Origin of the sequence: Psychrobacter sp. UBA2769 (genome assembly GCF_002352555.1) — a bacterium.
Classification (GTDB): domain Bacteria; phylum Pseudomonadota; class Gammaproteobacteria; order Pseudomonadales; family Moraxellaceae; genus Psychrobacter; species Psychrobacter maritimus.
On sequence record NZ_DEIR01000026.1, the window covers coordinates 43,832 to 65,263 of the forward strand.

Annotated in this window: 17 protein-coding genes; 13 read left to right on the top strand and 4 right to left on the bottom strand. The window is 43.9% G+C overall.

The genetic code is table 11. The features are described from left to right. The first annotated feature begins 65 nt into the window (after window positions 1–65). Window positions 66–1,370: an O-acetylhomoserine aminocarboxypropyltransferase/cysteine synthase family protein gene (locus B3Q63_RS12995; RefSeq protein ID WP_201565740.1), complete on the top strand. Its 1,305-nt coding sequence runs from the start codon at window positions 66–68 to the stop codon at window positions 1,368–1,370. Window positions 1,371–1,485: 115 nt separating this feature from the next. On the opposite strand, the gene B3Q63_RS13000 is transcribed toward B3Q63_RS12995, so the two are convergent. Together B3Q63_RS13000 and rsmI are read right to left on the bottom strand one after the other, a co-directional pair. Further along, window positions 1,486–2,505 (bottom strand): adenosine kinase, encoded by a 1,020-nt coding sequence (locus tag B3Q63_RS13000; protein WP_296177502.1) that lies wholly within the window; start codon window positions 2,503–2,505, stop codon window positions 1,486–1,488. A gap of 106 nt (window positions 2,506–2,611) precedes the next feature. Then, window positions 2,612–3,577 carry a 16S rRNA (cytidine(1402)-2'-O)-methyltransferase gene (gene rsmI, locus B3Q63_RS13005; protein ID WP_296177505.1) on the bottom strand — a complete coding sequence of 322 codons (966 nt, stop codon included), beginning with the start codon at window positions 3,575–3,577 and terminating at the stop codon, window positions 2,612–2,614. Window positions 3,578–3,719: 142 nt separating this feature from the next. On the opposite strand from rsmI, the gene B3Q63_RS13010 reads away from it, so the two are divergent. The 8 genes from B3Q63_RS13010 to hisC all read left to right on the top strand — a co-directional run bounded on the left by B3Q63_RS13010 (window position 3,720) and on the right by hisC (window position 12,035). Then, window positions 3,720–4,235 (top strand): YraN family protein, encoded by a 516-nt coding sequence (locus B3Q63_RS13010; RefSeq protein WP_296177508.1) that lies wholly within the window; start codon window positions 3,720–3,722, stop codon window positions 4,233–4,235. Between the two features lie 281 nt (window positions 4,236–4,516). Then, on the top strand, window positions 4,517–5,353 hold the full coding sequence (locus tag B3Q63_RS13015) for a BON domain-containing protein (RefSeq protein ID WP_296177511.1): 837 nt from the start codon (window positions 4,517–4,519) through the stop codon (window positions 5,351–5,353). Window positions 5,354–5,545: 192 nt separating this feature from the next. After that, window positions 5,546–6,538 (top strand): alpha/beta hydrolase, encoded by a 993-nt coding sequence (locus B3Q63_RS13020; protein ID WP_296177512.1) that lies wholly within the window; start codon window positions 5,546–5,548, stop codon window positions 6,536–6,538. Window positions 6,539–6,702: 164 nt separating this feature from the next. Next, entirely contained in the window at window positions 6,703–6,954 is a 252-nt protein-coding gene (locus tag B3Q63_RS13025; RefSeq protein ID WP_011514505.1) for a BolA family protein, read from the top strand. Window positions 6,955–7,073: 119 nt separating this feature from the next. Continuing rightward, window positions 7,074–8,342, top strand: coding sequence for a UDP-N-acetylglucosamine 1-carboxyvinyltransferase (gene murA, locus B3Q63_RS13030; RefSeq protein ID WP_201565732.1), 1,269 nt, complete (start codon window positions 7,074–7,076; stop codon window positions 8,340–8,342). Window positions 8,343–8,442: 100 nt separating this feature from the next. Beyond that, entirely contained in the window at window positions 8,443–9,138 is a 696-nt protein-coding gene (hisG, locus tag B3Q63_RS13035; protein WP_201619273.1) for an ATP phosphoribosyltransferase, read from the top strand. Window positions 9,139–9,426: 288 nt separating this feature from the next. Further along, on the top strand, window positions 9,427–10,722 hold the full coding sequence (gene hisD, locus B3Q63_RS13040; protein WP_296177519.1) for a histidinol dehydrogenase: 1,296 nt from the start codon (window positions 9,427–9,429) through the stop codon (window positions 10,720–10,722). A 179-nt stretch (window positions 10,723–10,901) separates the two neighbouring features. Beyond that, window positions 10,902–12,035, top strand: a complete 1,134-nt coding sequence (gene hisC / locus B3Q63_RS13045) for a histidinol-phosphate transaminase (protein WP_296177522.1) — start codon at window positions 10,902–10,904, stop codon at window positions 12,033–12,035. A 284-nt stretch (window positions 12,036–12,319) separates the two neighbouring features. On the opposite strand, the gene B3Q63_RS13050 is transcribed toward hisC, so the two are convergent. Both B3Q63_RS13050 and B3Q63_RS13055 read right to left on the bottom strand, forming a co-directional pair. Continuing rightward, window positions 12,320–14,026: an anthranilate synthase component I family protein gene (locus tag B3Q63_RS13050; protein WP_296177525.1), complete on the bottom strand. Its 1,707-nt coding sequence runs from the start codon at window positions 14,024–14,026 to the stop codon at window positions 12,320–12,322. A 2-nt stretch (window positions 14,027–14,028) separates the two neighbouring features. Beyond that, window positions 14,029–15,264, bottom strand: coding sequence for a beta-ketoacyl-ACP synthase II (locus tag B3Q63_RS13055; protein ID WP_296177528.1), 1,236 nt, complete (start codon window positions 15,262–15,264; stop codon window positions 14,029–14,031). Window positions 15,265–15,891: 627 nt separating this feature from the next. Between B3Q63_RS13055 and B3Q63_RS13060 the strand changes: the two genes are divergently transcribed. The 4 genes from B3Q63_RS13060 (at window position 15,892) to fusA (ending at window position 21,190) form a co-directional block, all read left to right on the top strand. After that, entirely contained in the window at window positions 15,892–17,070 is a 1,179-nt protein-coding gene (locus tag B3Q63_RS13060) for a DNA-directed RNA polymerase I subunit RPA34 (RefSeq protein WP_296177531.1), read from the top strand. A gap of 522 nt (window positions 17,071–17,592) precedes the next feature. Further along, complete coding sequence (rpsL, locus tag B3Q63_RS13065) at window positions 17,593–17,967, top strand: 30S ribosomal protein S12 (protein ID WP_183621325.1); 375 nt, start codon at window positions 17,593–17,595, stop codon at window positions 17,965–17,967. A gap of 208 nt (window positions 17,968–18,175) precedes the next feature. After that, a complete protein-coding gene (gene rpsG, locus B3Q63_RS13070) occupies window positions 18,176–18,649 on the top strand; it encodes a 30S ribosomal protein S7 (protein WP_183621326.1) in 474 nt (157 codons plus the stop codon). 414 nt (window positions 18,650–19,063) lie between these two features. Next, entirely contained in the window at window positions 19,064–21,190 is a 2,127-nt protein-coding gene (gene fusA, locus B3Q63_RS13075; RefSeq protein ID WP_201629609.1) for an elongation factor G, read from the top strand. Window positions 21,191–21,432 lie beyond the last annotated feature (242 nt).

The following is a 21,432-nucleotide window of genomic DNA, read 5'->3' on the forward strand; positions in this document are numbered from 1 at the left end:
TTTTTAAAACATTTTTTAATCATAAAATCTTGATTTAATAATTAACGAATATATAGGAGCACATTATGAGTGATGGACAACCAGCTAAGCAAAATACCCAGCGTCTTGAGACCTTGGCAATTCACGCCGGCTATACTGTAGAGCCAACCACCAAAGCGGTTGCCGTGCCTATTTATCATACCAGCTCGTATGCGTTTGATAATACCCAGCATGGCGCAGATTTGTTCGATCTAAAAGTTGCTGGTAACATTTATACCCGTATCATGAACCCAACCAACGCCGTATTAGAAGAGCGTGTTGCGGCACTTGAAGGCGGTATTGGCGCACTTGCGGTAGCGTCTGGTATGGCGGCCATCACTTATGCCATTCAAACCATTTGTGAAGCGGGCGATAATATCGTCGCGGTATCAACGCTATATGGCGGCACTTATAATCTATTTGCGCATGCTTTGCCGCGTCAAGGTATCGAAGTCCGCTTTTTTGACCATAAAAACCCGGAAGCGATTCGTGATTTAATCGATGATAAAACTAAGATGGTCTTTGCGGAAAGTATCGGTAACCCATTAGGTAACATTGTTGATATCCAAGCACTAAGTGATATCGCGCATGAATATGGCGTACCAGTGGTGATTGATAGCACGGTTGCGACTCCGGCGTTATGCCGTCCATTTGAGTTTGGCGCTGATATCGTCATTCATTCATTAACCAAATATATGAGCGGTACCGGTACTTCGATTGGCGGGGCGATTGTTGATAGCGGAACTTTTCCTTGGGGCGATTACCCTGAGCGCTTCCCACTATTAAACACCCCAGATGAAAGCTATCATGGCGTAAATTTCGTCAAGGACGTTGGCGCAGCGGCCTTTATCGCTCGTGCTCGCGTCGCGCCACTGCGTAATACCGGCGCGGCACTTAGCCCGCTTAATGCTTTTAGTATTTTACAGGGCTTACAGACACTGGGTTTACGTATGGAGCGTCATGTTCAAAACGCTCAAGCGGTTGCCGAATATCTACGCGACCATGATAAGGTTGCTTGGGTGAAATATGCCGGTTTGCCAGACCATCCTGAGCATGAGCTTGCTAAGAAATACATGAAAGGCACGCCATCCGCTATTTTAACCTTTGGGGTAAAAGGTGGCTTGGAAGCAGGCGCGCGCTTTATTGATGCGCTGCAACTGATTACGCGCTTGGTTAATATCGGTGATGCTAAATCACTCGCTTGTCATCCAGCAACCACTACCCATCGTCAGCTTAACGAGCAAGAGCTAGAGAATGCTGGGGTCAGTACGGATATGGTCCGTCTATCGATTGGTATTGAGCACATTGAAGATATCAAAGCCGATTTAGAGCAAGCGCTTGCCGCTGCTTAGTTAAGCAATTGCTTTCTTCTGCTTTGTAAATGAATACTAAAAAGCCCATATCTTAGGATATGGGCTTTTTTATAAGCGACTTATTATGAAAGATTGGTCTAAGACAGTTAGATGATTAAACAGTTAAAACACGGCGCGAGATATCTTGATACTCTTGTGATGATAAGCGTGGACCAAACTGCTGAATCACTTGTGCGGCTACTTCGCTGGCAAGTCGTCCGCATTCTGGCAAGCTATAATGCTGTGATAAAGCATATAAAAACGCCCCAGAATAGTTATCACCAGCGCCATTGGTGTCAATAACATTGGCAACAGCTGGCGTCGGAATCTCATAAATCTCAATCTCAGACTCATCATTTGGCTTATGGGCGATGATGGCGCCATTTGGACCATCGGTAACAACCGCCGTTTGGCAATGTTCAAGTAAAGCTCGCGCCGCCGATTTATGCTGTTTTTTATCGGTGAATAATTTGGCTTCTTCACTATTACAGAATATTACCGCGACTTTATTGCCAAGCATATTAAGTAAACCTTCTTTGGCAAACTTTACCACCGCAGGATCAGCAAAGCTGACGGCGATTTTGGCACCATGGATGCCTGCTTGTTGGCGCAGTTGGGTCATCGCGGGCTGAATACCTTCAGACATCGCCAGATAACCTTCTAAATATAACCAGCCTGCTTGGGTTAGTGCCTCAAAGTCGACGTTATCCGCGGTAATATCGCTTGAAGTCCCAAGGAAGGTTTGCATGGTACGCTCGCCATCTTCTGTCACTGCCACCACGCACGAACCGGTCACACCGCCTGCATGGATTGACTGAGGGGAAGTGGCAACGCCTGCTTCATGCAAATCTTTTAGATAAAATTTGCCTTGTTTATCATCGCCGACGCGGCAGGCATAAAAAGGTTTACCGCCCAAACTTGCAAAGGTATACATCGCATTGGCCGCTGAGCCGCCGCCCGCTTGTTTTGATGGCGCAATCTCGGCCAGCTTAAAATACGCCAATAATTGCTGTTGCTCTTCGAGTCCTGCCAGCGTCATATTGCCTTTGGTCAGGTCAGTTTCTTCTAGCGCTGCATCTGACAGCAGATATTCGTGGTCAACCAATGCATTACCTATCGCCATCACATCGTACATTATGTCTCTCTCCTCAATGAATTTTTCAGTGCTTAATTTATCAATGCTTTGCTAATTTATTAGTACTTAATTTTTCAGTGCTCCGCTTATTTTTTTATAGTAAAAATTATTCTGCTTGTAGCTCAAGGAGGCGCTGATAGAGCGCATTCTTTTTGACGCCTGTGATATCGGCAGCTAAGGCAGCCGCTTTTTTAACCGATAAATCCTCTAGTAAGCGCTGTAATAATTTATCATGAATACTGATATCGTCATCGTCTTGCGCCACATTTACCCCAGCAACGACGACGACAATTTCACCGCGTTGCTGATTGTCATCGGCTTTAACAAATTCAACCAATTCGCCAAGCGTGCTTTTATGCACGGTCTCAAAGGTTTTGGTCAATTCACGGCAAAACGTCACTTCGCGCTCTGCCCCAAAAATAGCAGCCATATCTTCTAAGCTGGCAATAATACGATGCGGCGCTTCATAAAATATCAAGGTTTCGGTACGTGCATTCAGAGCCGTTAATTGTTTTTGGCGACCGTGGGTTTTGGCTGGTAAAAAGCCAATAAAGCTAAAGCGGTCTGAGGGCAATCCTGCAACGGATAGTGCGGCAATAGCAGCAGAGGCACCAATAATAGGGGAGACGCGAACGCCAGCAGCATGGGCGGCTTGTACCAATTGATAACCGGGGTCACTAATCAGCGGCGTGCCAGCATCACTAATCAGCGCAACCGAATGACCTTGCTGAATCATCTCAATAATTTTGGGTGTTTGAATGGCGCTATTATGTTCATGATAGGCCCAAAGCTTATTATGACCTTTTTGCTTGGTAGCGCTATCAGCATCTTTTACAGTGTCAGTTGTGCTGGTATTGCTATCGCTATCGCTATCGTTAGCAATAGTTTCTTTCGTATCTTTGGTATGGATACCAAAATGTGATAACAGCTTGCCTGAAGTGCGGGTGTCTTCACAGGCGATGATAGCAACCTGCTTTAGGGTATCGATTGCGTGCGGTGTCATGTCGCTCAAATTACCAATCGGCGTGGCAACGATATAAAGACAAGCTGGCATCGCGGTAGGGCTAGACATGAAAACCTCTGAGTATTAAGAAAGACTATTAAAGTATGAAGAAAGAGTATTAAAAACGAATAGTAAAAATGTGTGGCGCTATAAAAGGCTGATTTAAATAAAAAGTCAATCAGCATAAGAACGCGAAAGTGGTTAGTTTAGCATGATGTGCTATGATAATTCTGAAATGTTCAGCTGGCCCATAGACGTGATGGCAAATGACAAACCGTTAACCCTTACTTCACCGACACAGCGTCAAGGCAGCCGTTTTGAGCACGACGCGCGTGAGTTTTTACAAGCGCAAGGCTTGATATTGGTGGCGCAAAATTGGCAGCAACCAAAAGTGGGTGAGCTTGACTTAATTATGCTAGAAAAAGGGCAGGCATGGTCGACGCTTATCTTTATTGAAGTGCGGCAACGGCAGCGTTCAGGATTTGGTGATGCCGCCCTTAGCGTGACAAAAAATAAGCAAAATAAGATTATCAAAGCGGCGCGTTATTTTTTGCAGCAGCATCCTCAATATAGTGACTATGACTGTCGGTTTGATGTGATTGCCTATGATACCCATGCCAATACTAATGCCAATAATAAAAATAAGATGAATGATACCAATCAAGCACCGTTAATAAATACGCAAGCAGAATGGTTACAAGGCGCTTTTATCGCCTCAGCTTGGTAATCATAGTAATAAGATTTTTGAGGATTTAAGTAGTTTAAAAGCTTAAGTAGTTTGAAAGCTTAAGTGGATTTAAAGTTACATGGATTTAAAGGTTGAATTAAACGGTAAAATAAATGCCAGCATCACGCTGTCGTTACCAAAAGCCTAACCGCCTAGCGTAAAAATTCAGTAAAGTAGCTGAACTAAAAATTATTAATTGAAGCGAAGTCGTATTACTCTCACTACGACTTATTAGCACTATTCATCATTTAATTATTACATCATGTTCTAAGAGGTAAATCATGACACGGATGCATTTGCGCACTGCTATTTTTGGCTCATCACGCCGCAAGGCGATTGGCGTGATGCTACTGACCAGCATCGCCGCGACTGGCTGTACCACCAACTATTTAACCAATAGTACAGAAGGTACGTATGGCGTACCGATGACAGAGCGCACCATTCCGCAGCGTCTGCTCGATCGCAGTATTGAGCATACCGTCAAGATTAACGTCTATGGTCTGCAAGAAAATTTACAGCAAACCAGCCGTATGAGCATTGATAGCTTTAATAGTGAAGTACTGCTCACCGGTGAAGTGCCAACGCAAGCCATCAAAGCAGAAATTGAAAAAGTCGTCAGCTCTATGCCAGACGTGCGTCATGTCTATAATGAGCTTAACGTCAGTGCCTCAAGGGGCTATAGCTCAACCGTCCACGATGGTTATATTACCTCTAAACTACTGGCAAAAGTCGCCTCTAGTAATGGTGTGAAAGCCTCGCAGATTAAGGCGGTGACCAATGATGGCGTGGTTTATATTATGGGGCGTATGACACCAACGCAGCAAAGCCACTTGATTGATATTGCCAATAATACCGTCGGCATCACAGAGTTGGTGCTACTGACCACCGTCGTTGATGATAGAGGGGTAAAGATAGGCGATGATGACATCATGTATGAAAATAATTTGGCCAATCCTGCGGCCATACCAGTCGTTGAAAGTGGCGCTGCGCCAGCACTAGCAAGTTCGGCAGCTGTAGATCCAACGATTAATGCCACGCCGATTATCGTCAACGAAGATGGTACGCCCGTCAATCAGCCGTCATCGAGTCCTTATATTGACCTTTATAAAAATCCCTAACTAGCTGTTTCGATTACAAGCACAAGAACCCTAAACAGTCATAACAGGAACAGCACGATAAATCCCTAGCCAGCCAGTAAGATATAGACCGTAAAAATAGAAACGATAGCTTGAATAAAACAGTCGTTTTATTATCAAGTATAAACCGACGACTGCTATATTAATGATTGACCGATAAGAGGACTGCTGGCGATGACGGATTTAAATAAAGAGACTTTAGAAACTGTGCAAACTGTGCAAACGGGGAAAATAAAGAGTCGCAAGCCTAAACGTATCAGCGTGGGCGTTACGGCGGCATTGGCCGTTGGCGGCATTGCGCTTGCAACTCAGCAAGTACAGGCATTATCGGCGCTGGCTATCGTGAATGGTATCACCTCAAATGGCGGTGTTGGTGTCAGTAAAAATATTTTGTATGGCGATGAGCCCAACCAAGATTTAGATATCTATTATCCTAAACCTTTAACAAAAGCCATGAAGTCAAAAAACGTGACTGATGATAACGCTATTAATGACAGCTATCCGATGGTGGTTTTTGTCCATGGCGGTTCGTGGGAAAGTGGTAACAAAGACGAGTACGCCTTTGTTGGTCAAAGCTTGGCGCAAGCGGGCTATGTCACCGCAGTGATTAATTATCGTAAAGCCCCTGAGCATGTATATCCTGATTACGTGCAAGATGCCGCGCAGGCCATCGCTTGGAGTTATAACAATGCCAAGAGCCTCCACGCTGACCCCAAGCGTTTGGCGGTGATAGGACATTCTGCGGGTGCATTTAACGCGGTTGCTGCCGTCGCCAATGAAGATTTTTTAGCACCTTATAGGGTAAAGCCAAAAGATATTGCCGCCGTAATTGGCATTGCAGGCCCTTATAGCTATGACTTTCGTAAATTCAGTAGTAGAACTGCCTTTGGATCAGATGCGACGCCAGAGACAGTGATGCCAGACCGCCAAATTAAAGGTGCGCAGCCACCGTATTTATTATTGACTGCCGAAAAAGACAAAATCGTCCATGTGACCAATACCACTAAAATGACACAGGCATTAAAAGCGGCGGGCGTTAAAGTGGAAACAGGCGAAATCGCAGGCGCCAGTCATGCGACCAGTATCGGTGCGATGGCACCGCCATTACGCTGGGTCAATGATGTGCGCGCGCAAGTGCTCAGCTATCTTGATAAAACCCTTAAGTAGTTAATGTCACAAATAGTTAGCGCTCATTGATTACAGTACGTTTGCCGCTATGATAAATAGTTAAACGCAGTTGCGTAAGACAGTACTGTAAGATGGTCAAACTCTTGTTATAATGACGTTACTTTAATCCTATACCCTATTTAAACTTTAAGGCAGAATATTCTATGAGCATGAACGCTGACGATTTGATTGCATTTCTACAAACTCACTTCCCAGATGCTTTTATTCAAGCTGCCAATCAAGGTACCAAGTTTGATGTACGGGTGGTCGATGCCAGTTTTGAAGGCAAGCGCGCCGTACAACGCCAGCAGGCTGTTTACGCTTTGGTAAACGACAAGATTGCGAGCGGTGATATTCATGCGCTCAATATTCAAGCCTTAACGCCAGCCGAATGGGACGTTCAATCTCAAGGCTAATTCTTTTTACCTATGACTTTTATCTATGACCTGAAATTGTCGCACCGGCACTTTATATTGCGGGTTTTATCATTTCTGGTTTCTCATCATTTTTATACTTATCGCTAGGTTGTCACCTTATGGATCAATTTTTAATCACCGGTAGCAGTCGTATCGCAGGGGAAGTCACGATCTCAGGCGCCAAAAATGCCGCTTTGCCTTTACTTGCCGCTATGATTTTGGCCGAGACCCCAACGACATTGCATAACGTGCCATCGCTACAAGATGTGCGCACCTTGATTGAATTGATCGGTGGCATGGGCATTGATATTCAAAAGCAGGGCGATACTGTCACCTGCGATACCAAGAATATCGATAATTTTTATGCGCCGTATGATTTGGTGAAAACCATGCGCGCCTCGATTTTAGTCTTAGGCCCTTTGCTGGCACGTTTTGGTGAAGCCGAAGTGTCATTACCGGGCGGCTGTGCTATCGGCTCACGCCCTGTTGACCAGCATTTAAAAGCTTTTGAAGCCATGGGTGCTGAGATTAGCGTTGAGAATGGTTATGTCAAAGCGCAAGCGCCAAAAGGCGGCAAGCTTATCGGCTGTAACTTCTCTTTTGATATGATAACGGTTGGCGGTACTGAAAACGTTATTATGGCAGCCGCATTGGCCAAAGGGACGACAGTGCTTGGTAACTGCGCGCTTGAGCCAGAAGTGGTCGATTTGGCCAATATGTTGGTAGCGATGGGTGCTAAAATCAGCGGTATTGGTACTGCAACCATGACCATCGAAGGCGTTGAGCGCTTGCATGGTTGTGAGTATTCGGTGGTAGCTGACCGCATCGAAACAGGTTCTTACCTTGCTGGCGCTTTGATGACACGCGGTGATGTATTGGCCAAAAACACCTCGGCACTTTTATTAACGCCAGTGTTAGAAAAATTTGAAGACATGGGGGCGATTATTACCACCGGTGATGATTGGATTCGTGCACAAATGAAAGGTCGCCCATTACCGGTTAATATCCGTACCCAGCCGCATCCAGGTTTCCCAACCGATATGCAAGCGCAAGTGATGGCGATTGCTTGTCTTGCCGATGGCACCAGTACTTTTATCGAAAATATCTTTGAAAATCGTTATATGCACGTGCCTGAGCTTAACCGATTGGGCGCGTCTATCCAAGTAGACGGTCATGCGGCTGTCGTCACAGGGGTTGAATGCTTCACTGCTGCTCCTGTCATGGCAACGGATTTACGGGCGTCGATGTCATTGGTGATGGCTGCTGCTGCTGCTGAAGGCGAGAGCTTGATTGACCGCATTTACCATATTGATCGTGGTTATGAGCATGTCGAAGAAAAACTACGCGCCCTTGGGGTCAATATCGAACGCATTAATACCAACGACTAGAATGGTTAATTAGCCGCTGTTATTGGTATTTACGTCTATTTATTAAACTTAATAATGCCTTTTAAGTAAGGCAACTAACTGTACACGGACACGAGTCATTATGACTGAAGCAAGCAATAGCCTTCCAACTGACGGCTTATTAAACGAAGTAAATGATGAGTTTTCAGGTTTGACACTTGCGCTATCAAAGGGTCGCATCTTAGAAGAGACGATGCCTTTGTTACGTGCTGCTGGTGTCGAATTATTAGAAGACCCTGAAGCGTCGCGCAAACTTATTTTTCCAACCTCAAACCCAAATGTACGTGTCTTAATTTTGCGTGCCAGTGACGTGCCAACCTATGTTGAACACGGTGCTGCTGATTTTGGCGTGGCGGGTAAAGATGTGTTACTTGAGCATGGTGCCAATCACGTTTATGAATTGCTAGATTTGCAGATTGCTCAGTGTAAGCTGATGACCGCTGGTGTTAAAGGTGCGCCGCTGCCAAATCGTCGTCTGCGTATTGCGACTAAATACGTCAATGTTGCTCGTGCTTACTTTGCCAGCCAAGGTCAGCAAGTCGATGTGATTAAGCTGTATGGTTCGATGGAGCTTGCACCATTAGTTGGTTTGGGTGACTTGATTGTTGACGTCGTCGATACTGGTAATACGCTACGCGCCAATGGACTTGAAGCGCGCGACCATATTTGCGATGTGTCGTCACGCCTGATTGTCAATCAAGTCAGCTATAAGCGTAAATTTGCCCTGCTTGAGCCGATTTTAGATAGTTTTAAAAACAGTATTGCTAGCGCTTCTTAAACCAATACTTGTTTGGTACTGATGCAACGCGCTTATCACACGCTAGCAATCATTGATAATATCAAGCACGGTTATACAAAATTTTAAACCAGTTTGGCGCTCTAGGATAGATATAGCGTGCTAAACTGGTTTTGTTGTATTTGCTTGCCAGAAAATAAAAGCTCAGTATAATCTGAGTCAGCCATCCATAAATACGCTGGGATACCAGCCTTTTTTATTTTCCCATTTGCCCTTTTATCCCATCTATTCTTTATAGCCGTATTTCATGCTCAACTATAGGATTAAGTCATGCGCCAACTAAGTACTCAAGATGCTGATTTTGACAGTCAACTGACCCAACTGCTTGCTTTTGAAACCGTGAACGATGTTGAATTACTAAAAACCGTTGACGATATCATTGCAAAAGTACGTCATGGTGGCGATAGCGTGGTACTGGCCTTGACCCAACAGTTTGATCAGCATCCAGCGACGACGATACAAGAGCTAGAGCTGACTAAAGAGGCACTTGCTGCAGCGTTTGCCAATCTTGACGATACCGTCAAAACGGCTTTAATGACCGCAGCGACACGCGTACAAACATTCCATGAGCGCCAAGTGCAAGAAACTTGGCAATATGAAGATGAGCTTGGCAATCGCTTAGGTCAAAAAGTCACGCCGCTTGATCGCGTCGGTATTTATGTGCCCGGCGGCTTGGCATCTTATCCGTCTTCTGTATTGATGAATGCGATTCCTGCCAAAGTAGCTGGCGTTGCCGAGGTTATCATGGTGGTACCAGCGCCAAAAGGCGTGCTCAATCCATTGGTATTGGCCGCGGCGCATTTGGCACAAGTTGACCGTGTCTTTACCATTGGCGGTGCGCAAGCCGTTGCTGCCTTGGCATACGGTACCGAAACGATTCCGGCTGTAGACAAAATCACGGGCCCTGGTAACAAATATGTCGCTGCGGCAAAGCGGGCAGTATTTGGTCAAGTCGGTATCGATATGATTGCCGGCCCCTCTGAAGTATTGGTCTATGCAGAAGGCGAGGCGCAAGATCGCGCTGATTGGTTGGCGATGGATTTATTGTCACAAGCAGAGCATGACCGTATCGCCCAAGCTATCTTTGTGACTACATCTAGTAAGCAGCTTAAAGAAGTCGCTGCTGAGATTGAAAAAGCCTTGGCAGAGTTGCCAAAAGCTGATATCGCCCGTGATTCCCTAAAAAATCGTGGCGCGCTGATTTTGGTTAAAGACCGCGCGGAAGGTATGGCGGTGATTAATCGTGTCGCTCCTGAGCATTTAGAGTTGTCCGTCGATAACCCTGATGCGTTACTTGATGATATTCGTCATGCTGGTGCTATCTTTATGGGACGTCATACGCCTGAAGCGATTGGTGACTATTGTGCAGGGCCCAATCATGTGTTGCCAACCTCTGGTACGGCGCGTTTTTCTTCGCCGCTCGGTGTCTATGACTTCCAAAAGAAATCATCGATTATTTATTGCAGTGAGGCGGGTAGTAAGCCGCTGGCAGAAACAGCCGATATTTTAGCGCAGCGTGAGGACTTAGAAGCCCATGCGCGCTCAGCCCGTTATCGTTATCAATAACAGCTATAGACTGATGTAGGATTTGCTTTTGAGTTCTATTTTGAGAAGCTTTTTTAAGCATGTATGTTTAATGACTGTATTTACGAGATAGATTTAACAACTGATTTTTAAGAACTATATTTACAAATTATATTTAATAAAGATGTCTAATAATGATATGGCTAATAGTAGGATAATTTATGAGTGAGTTAAAGATAGACACCAGACTTTGGTCTTCTAAAGCGCGTAACTTGTCACCTTACGTTCCTGGTGAGCAGCCTCAACATGAAAATTTGTGCAAATTGAATACCAATGAAAATCCATTTCCGCCCTCACCAAAAGTCGGCGAGGCAATCGCAAAGGTTTTACAGCAGCAAGCGGATGACCTGCGTTTATATCCTGCACCTGAGTCTGATGAGTTGCGTGCTGCCTTGGCCGAGTTATATAACCTTGATATCAATCAAGTGTTTGTCGGTAATGGCTCTGATGAAGTATTGGCGTTGGTATTTGCCAGCTTTTTCCTCAAAGAGCGCCCTGTTTTAGCGCCTGATATTAGCTATAGTTTCTACCCTGTTTATGCCAATACTTTTGGTATTGAACTGGTACCAATTGCCCTAGAAGAAGACTTTAGTATCGACCCCGATGCCTATCGTCAACCTTGTAGCGGTATTATTATCGCCAATCCAAATGCTCCAACTGGTTTGTTATTATCGCTTGCTGATATTCGTAAGCTTGCTGGTGAGCACTCAAATTCAGTGATTGTGATTGACGAAGCTTATATCGATTTTGCGCAAAAAGAAGAGGGTAGCTTGGATACAGAAGTGTCAGCGGTTAGCCTGATTAATGAGTTTGATAATTTGCTCGTGACCCAAACCTTTTCAAAATCACGCTCGCTTGCCGGTTTACGTGTCGGTATGGCGTTTGGTAATGCGTCATTAATCGAAGCATTGACACGTATGAAAAATAGCTTTAATAGCTATCCACTCGATAAGTTGGCGCAAGCAGGAGCGACCGCCAGTGTCTTAGATGTGGAATATTTTACCCAGACCTGCCAGCAAGTCATCGACTTACGCCAAGCGCTCACCGCCGAGCTGACGGCGCTCGATTATGAGGTGCTGCCATCGCACGCCAACTTTGTATTTGCCCGTCCAAAAGATGGTGAGGCAAGTGCGGTAGCCAGTACGTTACGCGAGCAAGGTATTATCGTGCGTCACTTCGATAAACCACGTATCAATGAGTATCTACGTATTACCGTTGGTACAGCAGCGCAGAATCAGCGTTTAATTGATGCGTTAAAAGTGTTGCAAGCAGAAGCTGAAAGCGTTACTGAGTAATGTTGCTAAGTGATAAGAGGCTTGCGATTTATAGTTTGATAATCTAACCTCGAATCGTAAAGTTATAGTCAGCTCAAAATAAAATCGATACGTTAATAGTTAGGTGCGACTGGTATAAATTTTCCTTGCTTGCTGCTATCACAGAGGCTACGAAAAATTCATCACAGTCGCACTGTGTCTGTTTTAAAGTGCGTCTACTATATATAAATAAAAAAGCCTGCTAACGTCATGTTGAGCAGGCTTTTTTATTGGTTTTTTCTTCATCTTTTAAATAAAGCTGAAGTTTATTTATCGCTATTGTCTTGAGTTAAAACGCCTAAAAGGTTACCAACCTTATCAAGGCATTCTTGATATTCAGCATCACAGTTAGAAGCAATGGTAATGCCACCGCCTGCCCATAAGCTAACATGTCTTTCTTTTTTCCCTAGCTTATGATTTGATAAGGTATTTGCTTGCAAAGTACGAATCAATACATTCCATTGCCCGCTACCATCAAAGTTCATATAACCTAATGTGCCACAATAAGCACCGCGCGCTGCACCTTCTAACTCCGAAATGATTTCAACGGCGCGTTTTTTTGGCGTACCTGTAATGGAACCGGCGGGCAAACTGCCAAACAATACGGCAAGCGGGTGAGTATCTGTCTTTAGCTCAGCGGTGATGGTGCTGACCATATGATGTACATTGCTAAAGCTCTCAATCGCAAATAATTGCGGCACTTTGACGCTGCCAATCTTGGCATATTTGCCCAAATCATTACGTAGCAAATCGACAATCATGACGTTTTCGGCACGGTCTTTTTCGCTATCAATAAGCTGCTGTTTATAAGCATTATCTTGTTCAGTATTTAACCCACGCGGCATCGTACCTTTAATAGGTTTGGTGCGTATATGGTGCTTGCCAGTATTATCGTCTTTAATAAAGGTAAAAAATAATTCAGGCGAGCAGCTTAATAATTCAAATTGATGGTCTGGCGTATTAACGCTGATTTCACTAGTAAAATCATTAACCGCTAAATACCCTGCAAACGGCGCATGGGTATTACGATGCAAGGCAGGTAAATAATCCATAAGCATCGGTGTAACATTATCATTAGGGCTTTGATTAAAAGCGCCTTGCCATTGTTGGGTGAGATTGATTTGATAGCAGTCACCTTGTTGCAGATAGCTTTGCGTCTGCTCAAAGGCTTGCTGATAATCCCGCTTACTCCATTGCGCATTTAATAATAAAGGCGTTGTTTTATATGATTCTTCGAGCACTGACTTTTCTAATGTTTGGTTAGATAATTCCTTATCCATTATATCTAAATATGAGATAAGCGCTTTAACCAGTACGCCTTTTTGTTCGTCATCAGTATCAGTGACGCTGTCTTTTATAGTGAGCTGCCAGCTCGTTTGCTCAGCATTTGGCGTTAGATAAATATCATAATGCCCTAAGCTGGCACAAGGCTGCGCTGCTAGCTTTATCCTAGCGGCTGGGCTAAGCTCATAAGCGGCAATATCATAACCAATAAAACCTATCAAGCCATGATGGTAACTTGGCTGCTTATCATGATCTTCAATCGACAGAGAATCCTTATCATAAGTATCATCTGCGTTATGAGCCTGACTATAAGCAATCAAATCCTCTTGCCAGTCGCTATAACTCATATAACTGCTAATAATCGCTTGATTGGTTTTAGCATGACTATGTGAGCCATCACGGCAATTTTTTATGACTTTATAGATGTTCGGTTGCTGATTGGGCAATTTAGAATCAGAAAGATAATAAACCGACCAGCTCATTTTTGGTAATAAACCAATCACAGGGCGATCATCGTTATTGAGCCAAACCAATTGCCAGTTTGCGTTAGGATTTTGTCCATACAGATGACGCTGTAGTTTTGGCAGTAACTCTGCGGCAGACAGGTCGCCAAAACGCCAGCTAGGTTGAGTAGCTGGCGATGGGGCAGATGCTGTCTGCTCAGTTTTAAGATGCGGTACTACGAGCATAGTTAGGCGTCAAACTTTTTAATAATTAAGGTGGCATTAGTACCGCCAAAGCCAAAGCTATTGCTCATAAGCGTTTCAAGCTCAACATCACGCTTTTCAGTGACAATATCAAAGCCTTCAGCAGCAGGGTCTAATTCTGTAATATTGATACTTGGGGCAATAAAGCCTTCTTGTAGCATGAGTAAGCAATAAATCAATTCTTGCGCGCCGACTGCACCGAGGCTATGACCGGTCATGGACTTGGTTGAGCTGATAGCAGGTACTTGACCGACATCATCACCAAATACTTTGGCAATGGCTTTAAGCTCAGTCACATCCCCTAGCGGCGTACTGGTACCGTGGCTATTGATGTAGTCAACGCTTTCTAAACCTGCTTCATCGAGGGCAAGTTGCATACAGCGGACAGCGCCTTCACCACTTGGGGCGACCATTTCAGCGCCATCGGAGCTGGCGCCATAACCGACGATTTCAGCTAAGATATTGGCACCGCGCGCTTGGGCGTGCTCGAGACTTTCAACCACGACCATCGCGCCGCCTGCTGCAATCACAAAACCATCACGGTTTTTATCATACGCTCTAGAGGCAAGTGTCGGCGTGTCATTATACTGCGTACTAACGGCACCCATGGCATCAAACATACAAGACTGCGTCCAATGTTCCGCTTCACTACCGCCAGCAAGTATCACATCGGCTTTACCAAGTTGGATAAGCTCAGCAGCATGACCGATACAATGCGTTGATGTTGCGCAAGCAGAAGATAACGAGTAGGAGATACCTTGGATTTTTAAACCCGTTGCCAGCGCCGCTGATACCGAGCTGCCCATGGTTTTTGGCACCGCCATCGCACCGACGCCGCGCAGCCCTTTTTCACGCATCGCATCGATGGCATTAACGATATTTTCGGTTGATGCGCCGCCTGAGCTTGCAACCACACCCACACGCGGATTATTGTTGATGGTCTCAAGCGTTAATCCCGACTGCTCAATGGCGTCTAAAGCGCTGACATAAGCATAAAGGCTTGCGTCACTAAAAAAACGCTTCAATTTACGGTCAATGCCCGACGTATCAAGTTCTGACTTATCAATACTACCGCTAACGTGTGATTTAAAGTCGTGCTCAGCATACGATTCATTGAACGTAATACCTGAGCGCCCTTGTTTAAGAGCATCGGTGACAGTAGCCAAATCATGTCCGATACAAGAGACTATCCCTGCTCCAGTGATAACAACGCGGCGCATATACTATTCCTTATGAGTAACGATTTTTTGATAATTACCTTTAACAATCGCTTTTAAATATTTACTGCTATTATCTAACATCCAAACCCTTTATCGTTGCTAATAAAATTAATAAATAAGGTTTTGGACGCTAAATGCTTATTTGACAGTCATTATAATGGTTAGAATAAAACACTATTCTTTATAAATACTGCTCGCTAAATAAAAGTACAACTGTACTTTGAATTATGGCCTATGATAACGTATCAAGGGTTTAAAATCTTGGCGTAAGTGTAAAATAACGACAAAACCACGCTTATTATTAAAAATAAACAGTCAGTATTCTCGTAGGAATAGCACGGTGTGCGCCTCATGATTATGAGGCTAAAGGGTGAGATTATAAATAGCATAAACTCATTTCAGCCACAGCGCATTTAGTTATATACTAAAGTCATTGGCAGCCATAGATAAAGGATACTTTTAGATACAAAACTGGCGCTGGCGATAACATTGTTGGCACTGACAGCCATTATCAGCGTTCGCTAGAATGGCATTCAATTTAAGAAGTATCTATTTAAGAAGTATCTGTTTAAAAAGTATCTATAAATAATATTAATAACAAACACTCATCATATTAAGGACATCAAGATGGCAAAGCGTAGCACTCTATATAAAGGCATTAGCAGCGTTGGCTCTTTTACCCGCAACAACTTAGAACGTATGGGCGCGATGATTGATAGCGTCAATGCTAAGAGCGGCAAACCGCGTCAATTTAAAGCGGTAAATCTAGGCGATGAAGACTATCAACAAGACTTGTTCCGCGAGCAAACATTAAAAGCAACGCAGCAATTATTGGGTAACCGCTTTGCTACTTATGGTAAATATGCCAAAAAAGTAGTACCAAACAGTTTATTTGAATCAACGGTTGATGGTGCTTTTGCCCAAGTCGCTAAGCTTGCTGCCAACTGGAGTCAGATTGACCTGCCAAATCAGTATCGCTTTGCTAATATCGCAAGCTTGGACGACGAAGAGCGTTATGCATTAGCGACTGATATTGCCAATCAAAACCGTGCTTTGGCAACGATAGGTGGCTTGACCGGTTTGGCTGGATTGCCAGGTTTGCTTGCTGATACCTTGTGGTTGTTATTGGTATCATTACGTACCGTCTATCAGTTGGGTGCTGTTTATAACAAGCCGTTAACGGGTAAGCAAGGCGTCAAGATGGCTTATGAGCTGCTTGCCAATGCTGACTTAAGTAAGATGCAAGAAAAACAAGCCTTACTAGCGGGTCTTGGTATCGGTAAAGGCTTACTCGATAATGCGCAAAACAGCGGTCTACACAATGAGCTGAAAAACTTAGGCTTGCAGAATAAAAGCGTCAATTTTTATGCTGAGCAAGTAGATAGCATTGCCAGTCAGGTTGGCATTGATTTAGACCAGATTAACTTGTCATGGATACGCCGCTTCTTACCAGTGACCGCTGTGATTATTGGTATGCGCTATAACAGTCAGCTGATTGATGAAGTGATTGGCGTGGCGCAAGCGACTTTTGCCCCTGAAGCCAAACTTGCTAACCGTGCGATTACCGACGATAGCAGTAGTGAAGCCGAAGTGAGCAAACCTGCTAGCGACGATAAGCAGCAAGATACTGAGAAAAAAGATACTGAGAAAAATGCTAAGAAAGAGTCAGGCGAAGATACTGAGAGCAAAAAAGAATCCGCTAAAGGCAATGATAAAGACGTCGCGGAAGAAACCGAAAAAGTAAGCGATAAAAAAGACGCTAAAAAGGGTAGTGCGGACAAAGCGGCTGACAAGCAAAGCAAATAGAAATAATGTCGCCGCTTTATGAGCTTAGTACTTCGTTGTTTTTTAATTTATCTTTTACTATATTTTAAGTACGGTGCGCATTTAGTGCTAAAATGGGCGGTGCTCTCTTTTTTCCATTGAGCTTTTACTCATTAAGATTTATCTCATTAAATATGAGATAATCTTTAACAATAAGCTTGAAAAATAAGATAGCATCGCCATTTAGCTCTCATAAATTGCTATTTGTTTATTTCTAAATATCTTATCTGAACGATGTATGACGCTACTTTCGATACCATATTTAACAAACTGCTTTTTAGCCAGATTTTAACTAAAAACAGATAAAGTGGTATAGTGGTAGGCGTAATGCATATCTATCGAATGTTGTAAAGTACAATCACTCATAAGTGGTTGAAATAGCAGCAACAACTCTTTATAATACACTGTCCTAAAAATGGGTGTTCCGAAATCTGTCGTTAATGTCAGATGGTTGGCGCATTGCCCCATTTTTTTGTTTTATACCAAACGGGAGAAGGATGCCTCATGGCAACAACTAACCAATTGATTCGTAAAGGTCGCAAAACCATCAAGGAAAAGTCAAAAGTTCCTGCGTTGGAAGCGTGCCCACAACGCCGTGGTGTATGTACTCGCGTATATACTACTACCCCTAAAAAACCTAACTCAGCCATGCGTAAAGTATGTCGTGTACGTTTGACTTCAGGCTATGAAGTATCAAGCTACATCGGCGGCGAAGGTCATAACCTACAAGAGCACAGTGTTGTTCTTATCCGTGGTGGTCGTGTAAAAGATCTACCAGGTGTACGTTATCACACCGTTCGTGGTGCACTAGATTGCGCAGGCGTTAAAGACCGTAAACAAGGTCGTTCTAAATATGGTGCTAAGAAGCCTAAAGCTTAATAACTAAATGTTATTAGCTAAGCTTTTTTGTATCACCCATTAACTGTGCATGGGTCTGGTGTTAACGGTATTTTGTTAAATTAATGATTTATTGTTATAACATACCGCTATGCAGTAAGGCTGACTGACAACTCGATATAACGCCATCCAATATTAATTGGTGCGAGATTGTGAATGTCAGACACTCCTGAAGAAAAGGATTATTATTATGCCAAGACGTCGCGTCGTTGCTACCCGTGAGATCCTACCGGATCCTAAGTTTGGTAGCCAAACTGTTGCAAAATTCATCAACCATGTCATGAGTCATGGTAAAAAATCTACTGCTGAGCGTATCGTTTACGGTGCTCTTGAAACAGTTAGCGAAAAACGTAAGATCGAAGACCCAGTCGCTTTCTTTGAAGAAGTTCTAGAAAACGTCCGTCCAATGGTCGAAGTAAAAGCTCGCCGTGTCGGTGGTGCAACCTACCAAGTACCAATGGAAGTACGCCCCTCCCGTCGTACTGCCTTGGCTATGCGTTGGTTAGCTGAAGCTGCTGCTAAGCGTTCTGAAAAATCAATGGCTTTGCGTCTTGCAGGCGAATTGAATGATGCTGCTGACGGCAAAGGTAATGCTATGAAAAAGCGTGACGAAGTTCACCGCATGGCAGATGCTAACAAAGCATTCTCTCATTACCGTTTCTAAGCTGGTCTTATCTTTTAATTCTAGCCTAGACGCTTAGGATTAACGGTTTCGGCCAGTTAATCCTTGTATTGTTGATTTATTCTATTGATTGCCGCCATCATCATTGGGTTGTTTAATTATTCTCATCGTAAGGTGATTGAATCGTTAAACCACTTAGATGGCGGACATCTGTCAAGATGCTGTTCTGAAAGGGATACTATTTCGAGAAGCCTGCAAACTTACAAAGCTTGTAACGCTCACAAAGAAAGTTTCCTGAGTTTGATGCCGCTATATTCTTATATTTGCTCTTTTTTTGTCCGTATTTGGCCCAATAATCAGTAAGTAATATTACGAAGCCCGATGGCTTTGTCATAGAGAGTATGAGGTAGAGACACAACACATTATTATATACACGAATTTCCCTAGGAAAACACTATGGCTCGTAAAACTCCCCTAAAGCGCTATCGCAATATTGGTATCTCAGCGCATATTGATGCTGGTAAGACGACCACAACTGAACGTGTTTTGTTCTATACTGGTGTTAGCCACAAGCTTGGCGAAACCCATGATGGTGCAGCTACCATGGACTTTATGGAGCAAGAACAAGAGCGCGGTATTACCATTGCTTCTGCGGCGACGACTTGTTTTTGGTCAGGTATGGCAAAACAGTTCGACGAACATCGCATTAACATCATTGACACCCCAGGTCACGTTGACTTCACGATTGAAGTTGAACGTTCTATGCGTGTACTTGATGGCGCGTGCATGGTTTACTGTGCAGTAGGCGGCGTTCAGCCACAGTCTGAGACCGTATGGCGTCAGGCAAACAAATATAAAGTACCACGCTTAGCATTCATTAACAAAATGGATCGTGTTGGTGCTGATTTCTACCGTGTGGTAGAACAAATCAAAACTCGTCTAGGCGGCAAAGCTGTACCATTGGTTATTCCAATTGGTAAAGAAGATGACTTTGAAGGCGTTGTGGATCTAGTGACCATGAAAGCCATCTATTGGGACGAAGCGTCTCAAGGTATGGAATATGATGAGCGCGAAATTCCAGTAGAACTACAAGAAAAAGCGGAAGAATATCGTGAGTATCTAGTAGAGAATGCGGCTGAAGCATCAGAAGAATTGATGAATGAATACCTAGAAAATGGTGAATTGACGGTAGAGCAGATTCATGGCGCTATCCGTAAACTAACTATTGATAACGAAATCATTCCACTGCTTTGTGGTACTGCCTTTAAAAACAAAGGTGTACAGAAGATGTTGGATGCAGTTATTCAGTATCTACCTGCGCCAATGGACGTACCGGCTATTAAAGGTATCCTTGATGACAAAGATGAGTCTGAAGGCTTCCGTGAAGCGTCTGATGACGAGCCGTTTGCAGCACTAGCGTTCAAAATCATGAACGATAAGTTCGTTGGTAACTTAACCTTCGTTCGTGTTTATTCAGGTGTTCTAAAGCAAGGCAGTAGCGTTTATAACCCTGTTAAAATGAAGCGTGAGCGTGTTGGCCGTATCGTTCAGATGATGGCAGATGCTCAGGTAGAGCTACAAGAGATCCGCACGGGTGATATCGCAGCGTTAGTTGGCATGAAAGATGTCACTACTGGTGATACCTTATGTGATGAGCAAAATGTTATCACGCTAGAGCGTATGGAATTCCCAGATCCAGTTATCAGCCTAGCGGTTGAGCCTAAGACTAAAGCTGACCAAGAAAAAATGTCAATTGCTTTGGGTCGTTTGGCAAAAGAAGATCCATCATTCCGTGTACATACTGACGAAGAGTCTGGTCAGACGATCATCAGTGGTATGGGTGAGCTACATTTGGAAATTCTTGTTGACCGTATGAAGCGTGAGTTTAACGTTGAAGCAAACATCGGTGCGCCGCAGGTTGCTTATCGTGAAACGATTCGTAACACGGTTGAACAAGAAGGCAAATTCGTACGTCAGACTGGTGGTCGTGGTAAATTCGGTCACGTTTGGTTACGTCTTGAGCCTCTGGATCCAGCGGGCGAAGTTCTATATGAATTCTCTGAAGAAGTTGTTGGTGGTACAGTACCAAAAGAATTCCACGGTGCGGTTGATAAAGGTATTCAAGAACGCATGAAAAACGGCGTACTTGCTGGTTACCCAATCGTTGGCGTTAAAGCAACCTTGTATGATGGTTCTTACCATGATGTTGACTCGGATGAGTTATCATTTAAAATGGCTGGTTCTATCGCATTCCGTAAAGGCTTCATGGCGGCAAACCCAACCCTACTTGAGCCAGTAATGAAAGTAGAAGTTGAAACTCCTGAAGACTACATGGGCGATATCATGGGCGATCTTAACCGTCGTCGCGGTATGGTTCAAGGCATGGAAGACTTGCCTGGCGGTACTAAACAGATTCGTGCTGAAGTACCATTAGCGGAAATGTTTGGTTATGCCACACAAATGCGCTCAATGTCTCAAGGCCGTGCAACCTATTCAATGGAATTCCAAAAGTACGCTGAGATTCCAAAATCAGTTGCAGAATCTATCATCTCTAAATTCAACTCTAAAGATGATGACGAGTAAATAATACGTATTAATCTGACAATATCGGGCATATCTCTGTATTGTCAGTAGAGAATCCGCCAATAATTGGTTAAAAGACTTGTTATTGGCCGCGATTTTCTTATAATATCTGCACATTAGTATGTGCGCCCTTTTAACAACTATTTTAATGTGGCCAGTAATGCTTTAACCCTAGTACGTAAAATGTCGTACTTATATAAGTTAAGCACTGACCCCAAAAAAAAGAGGAAATACCCATGGCA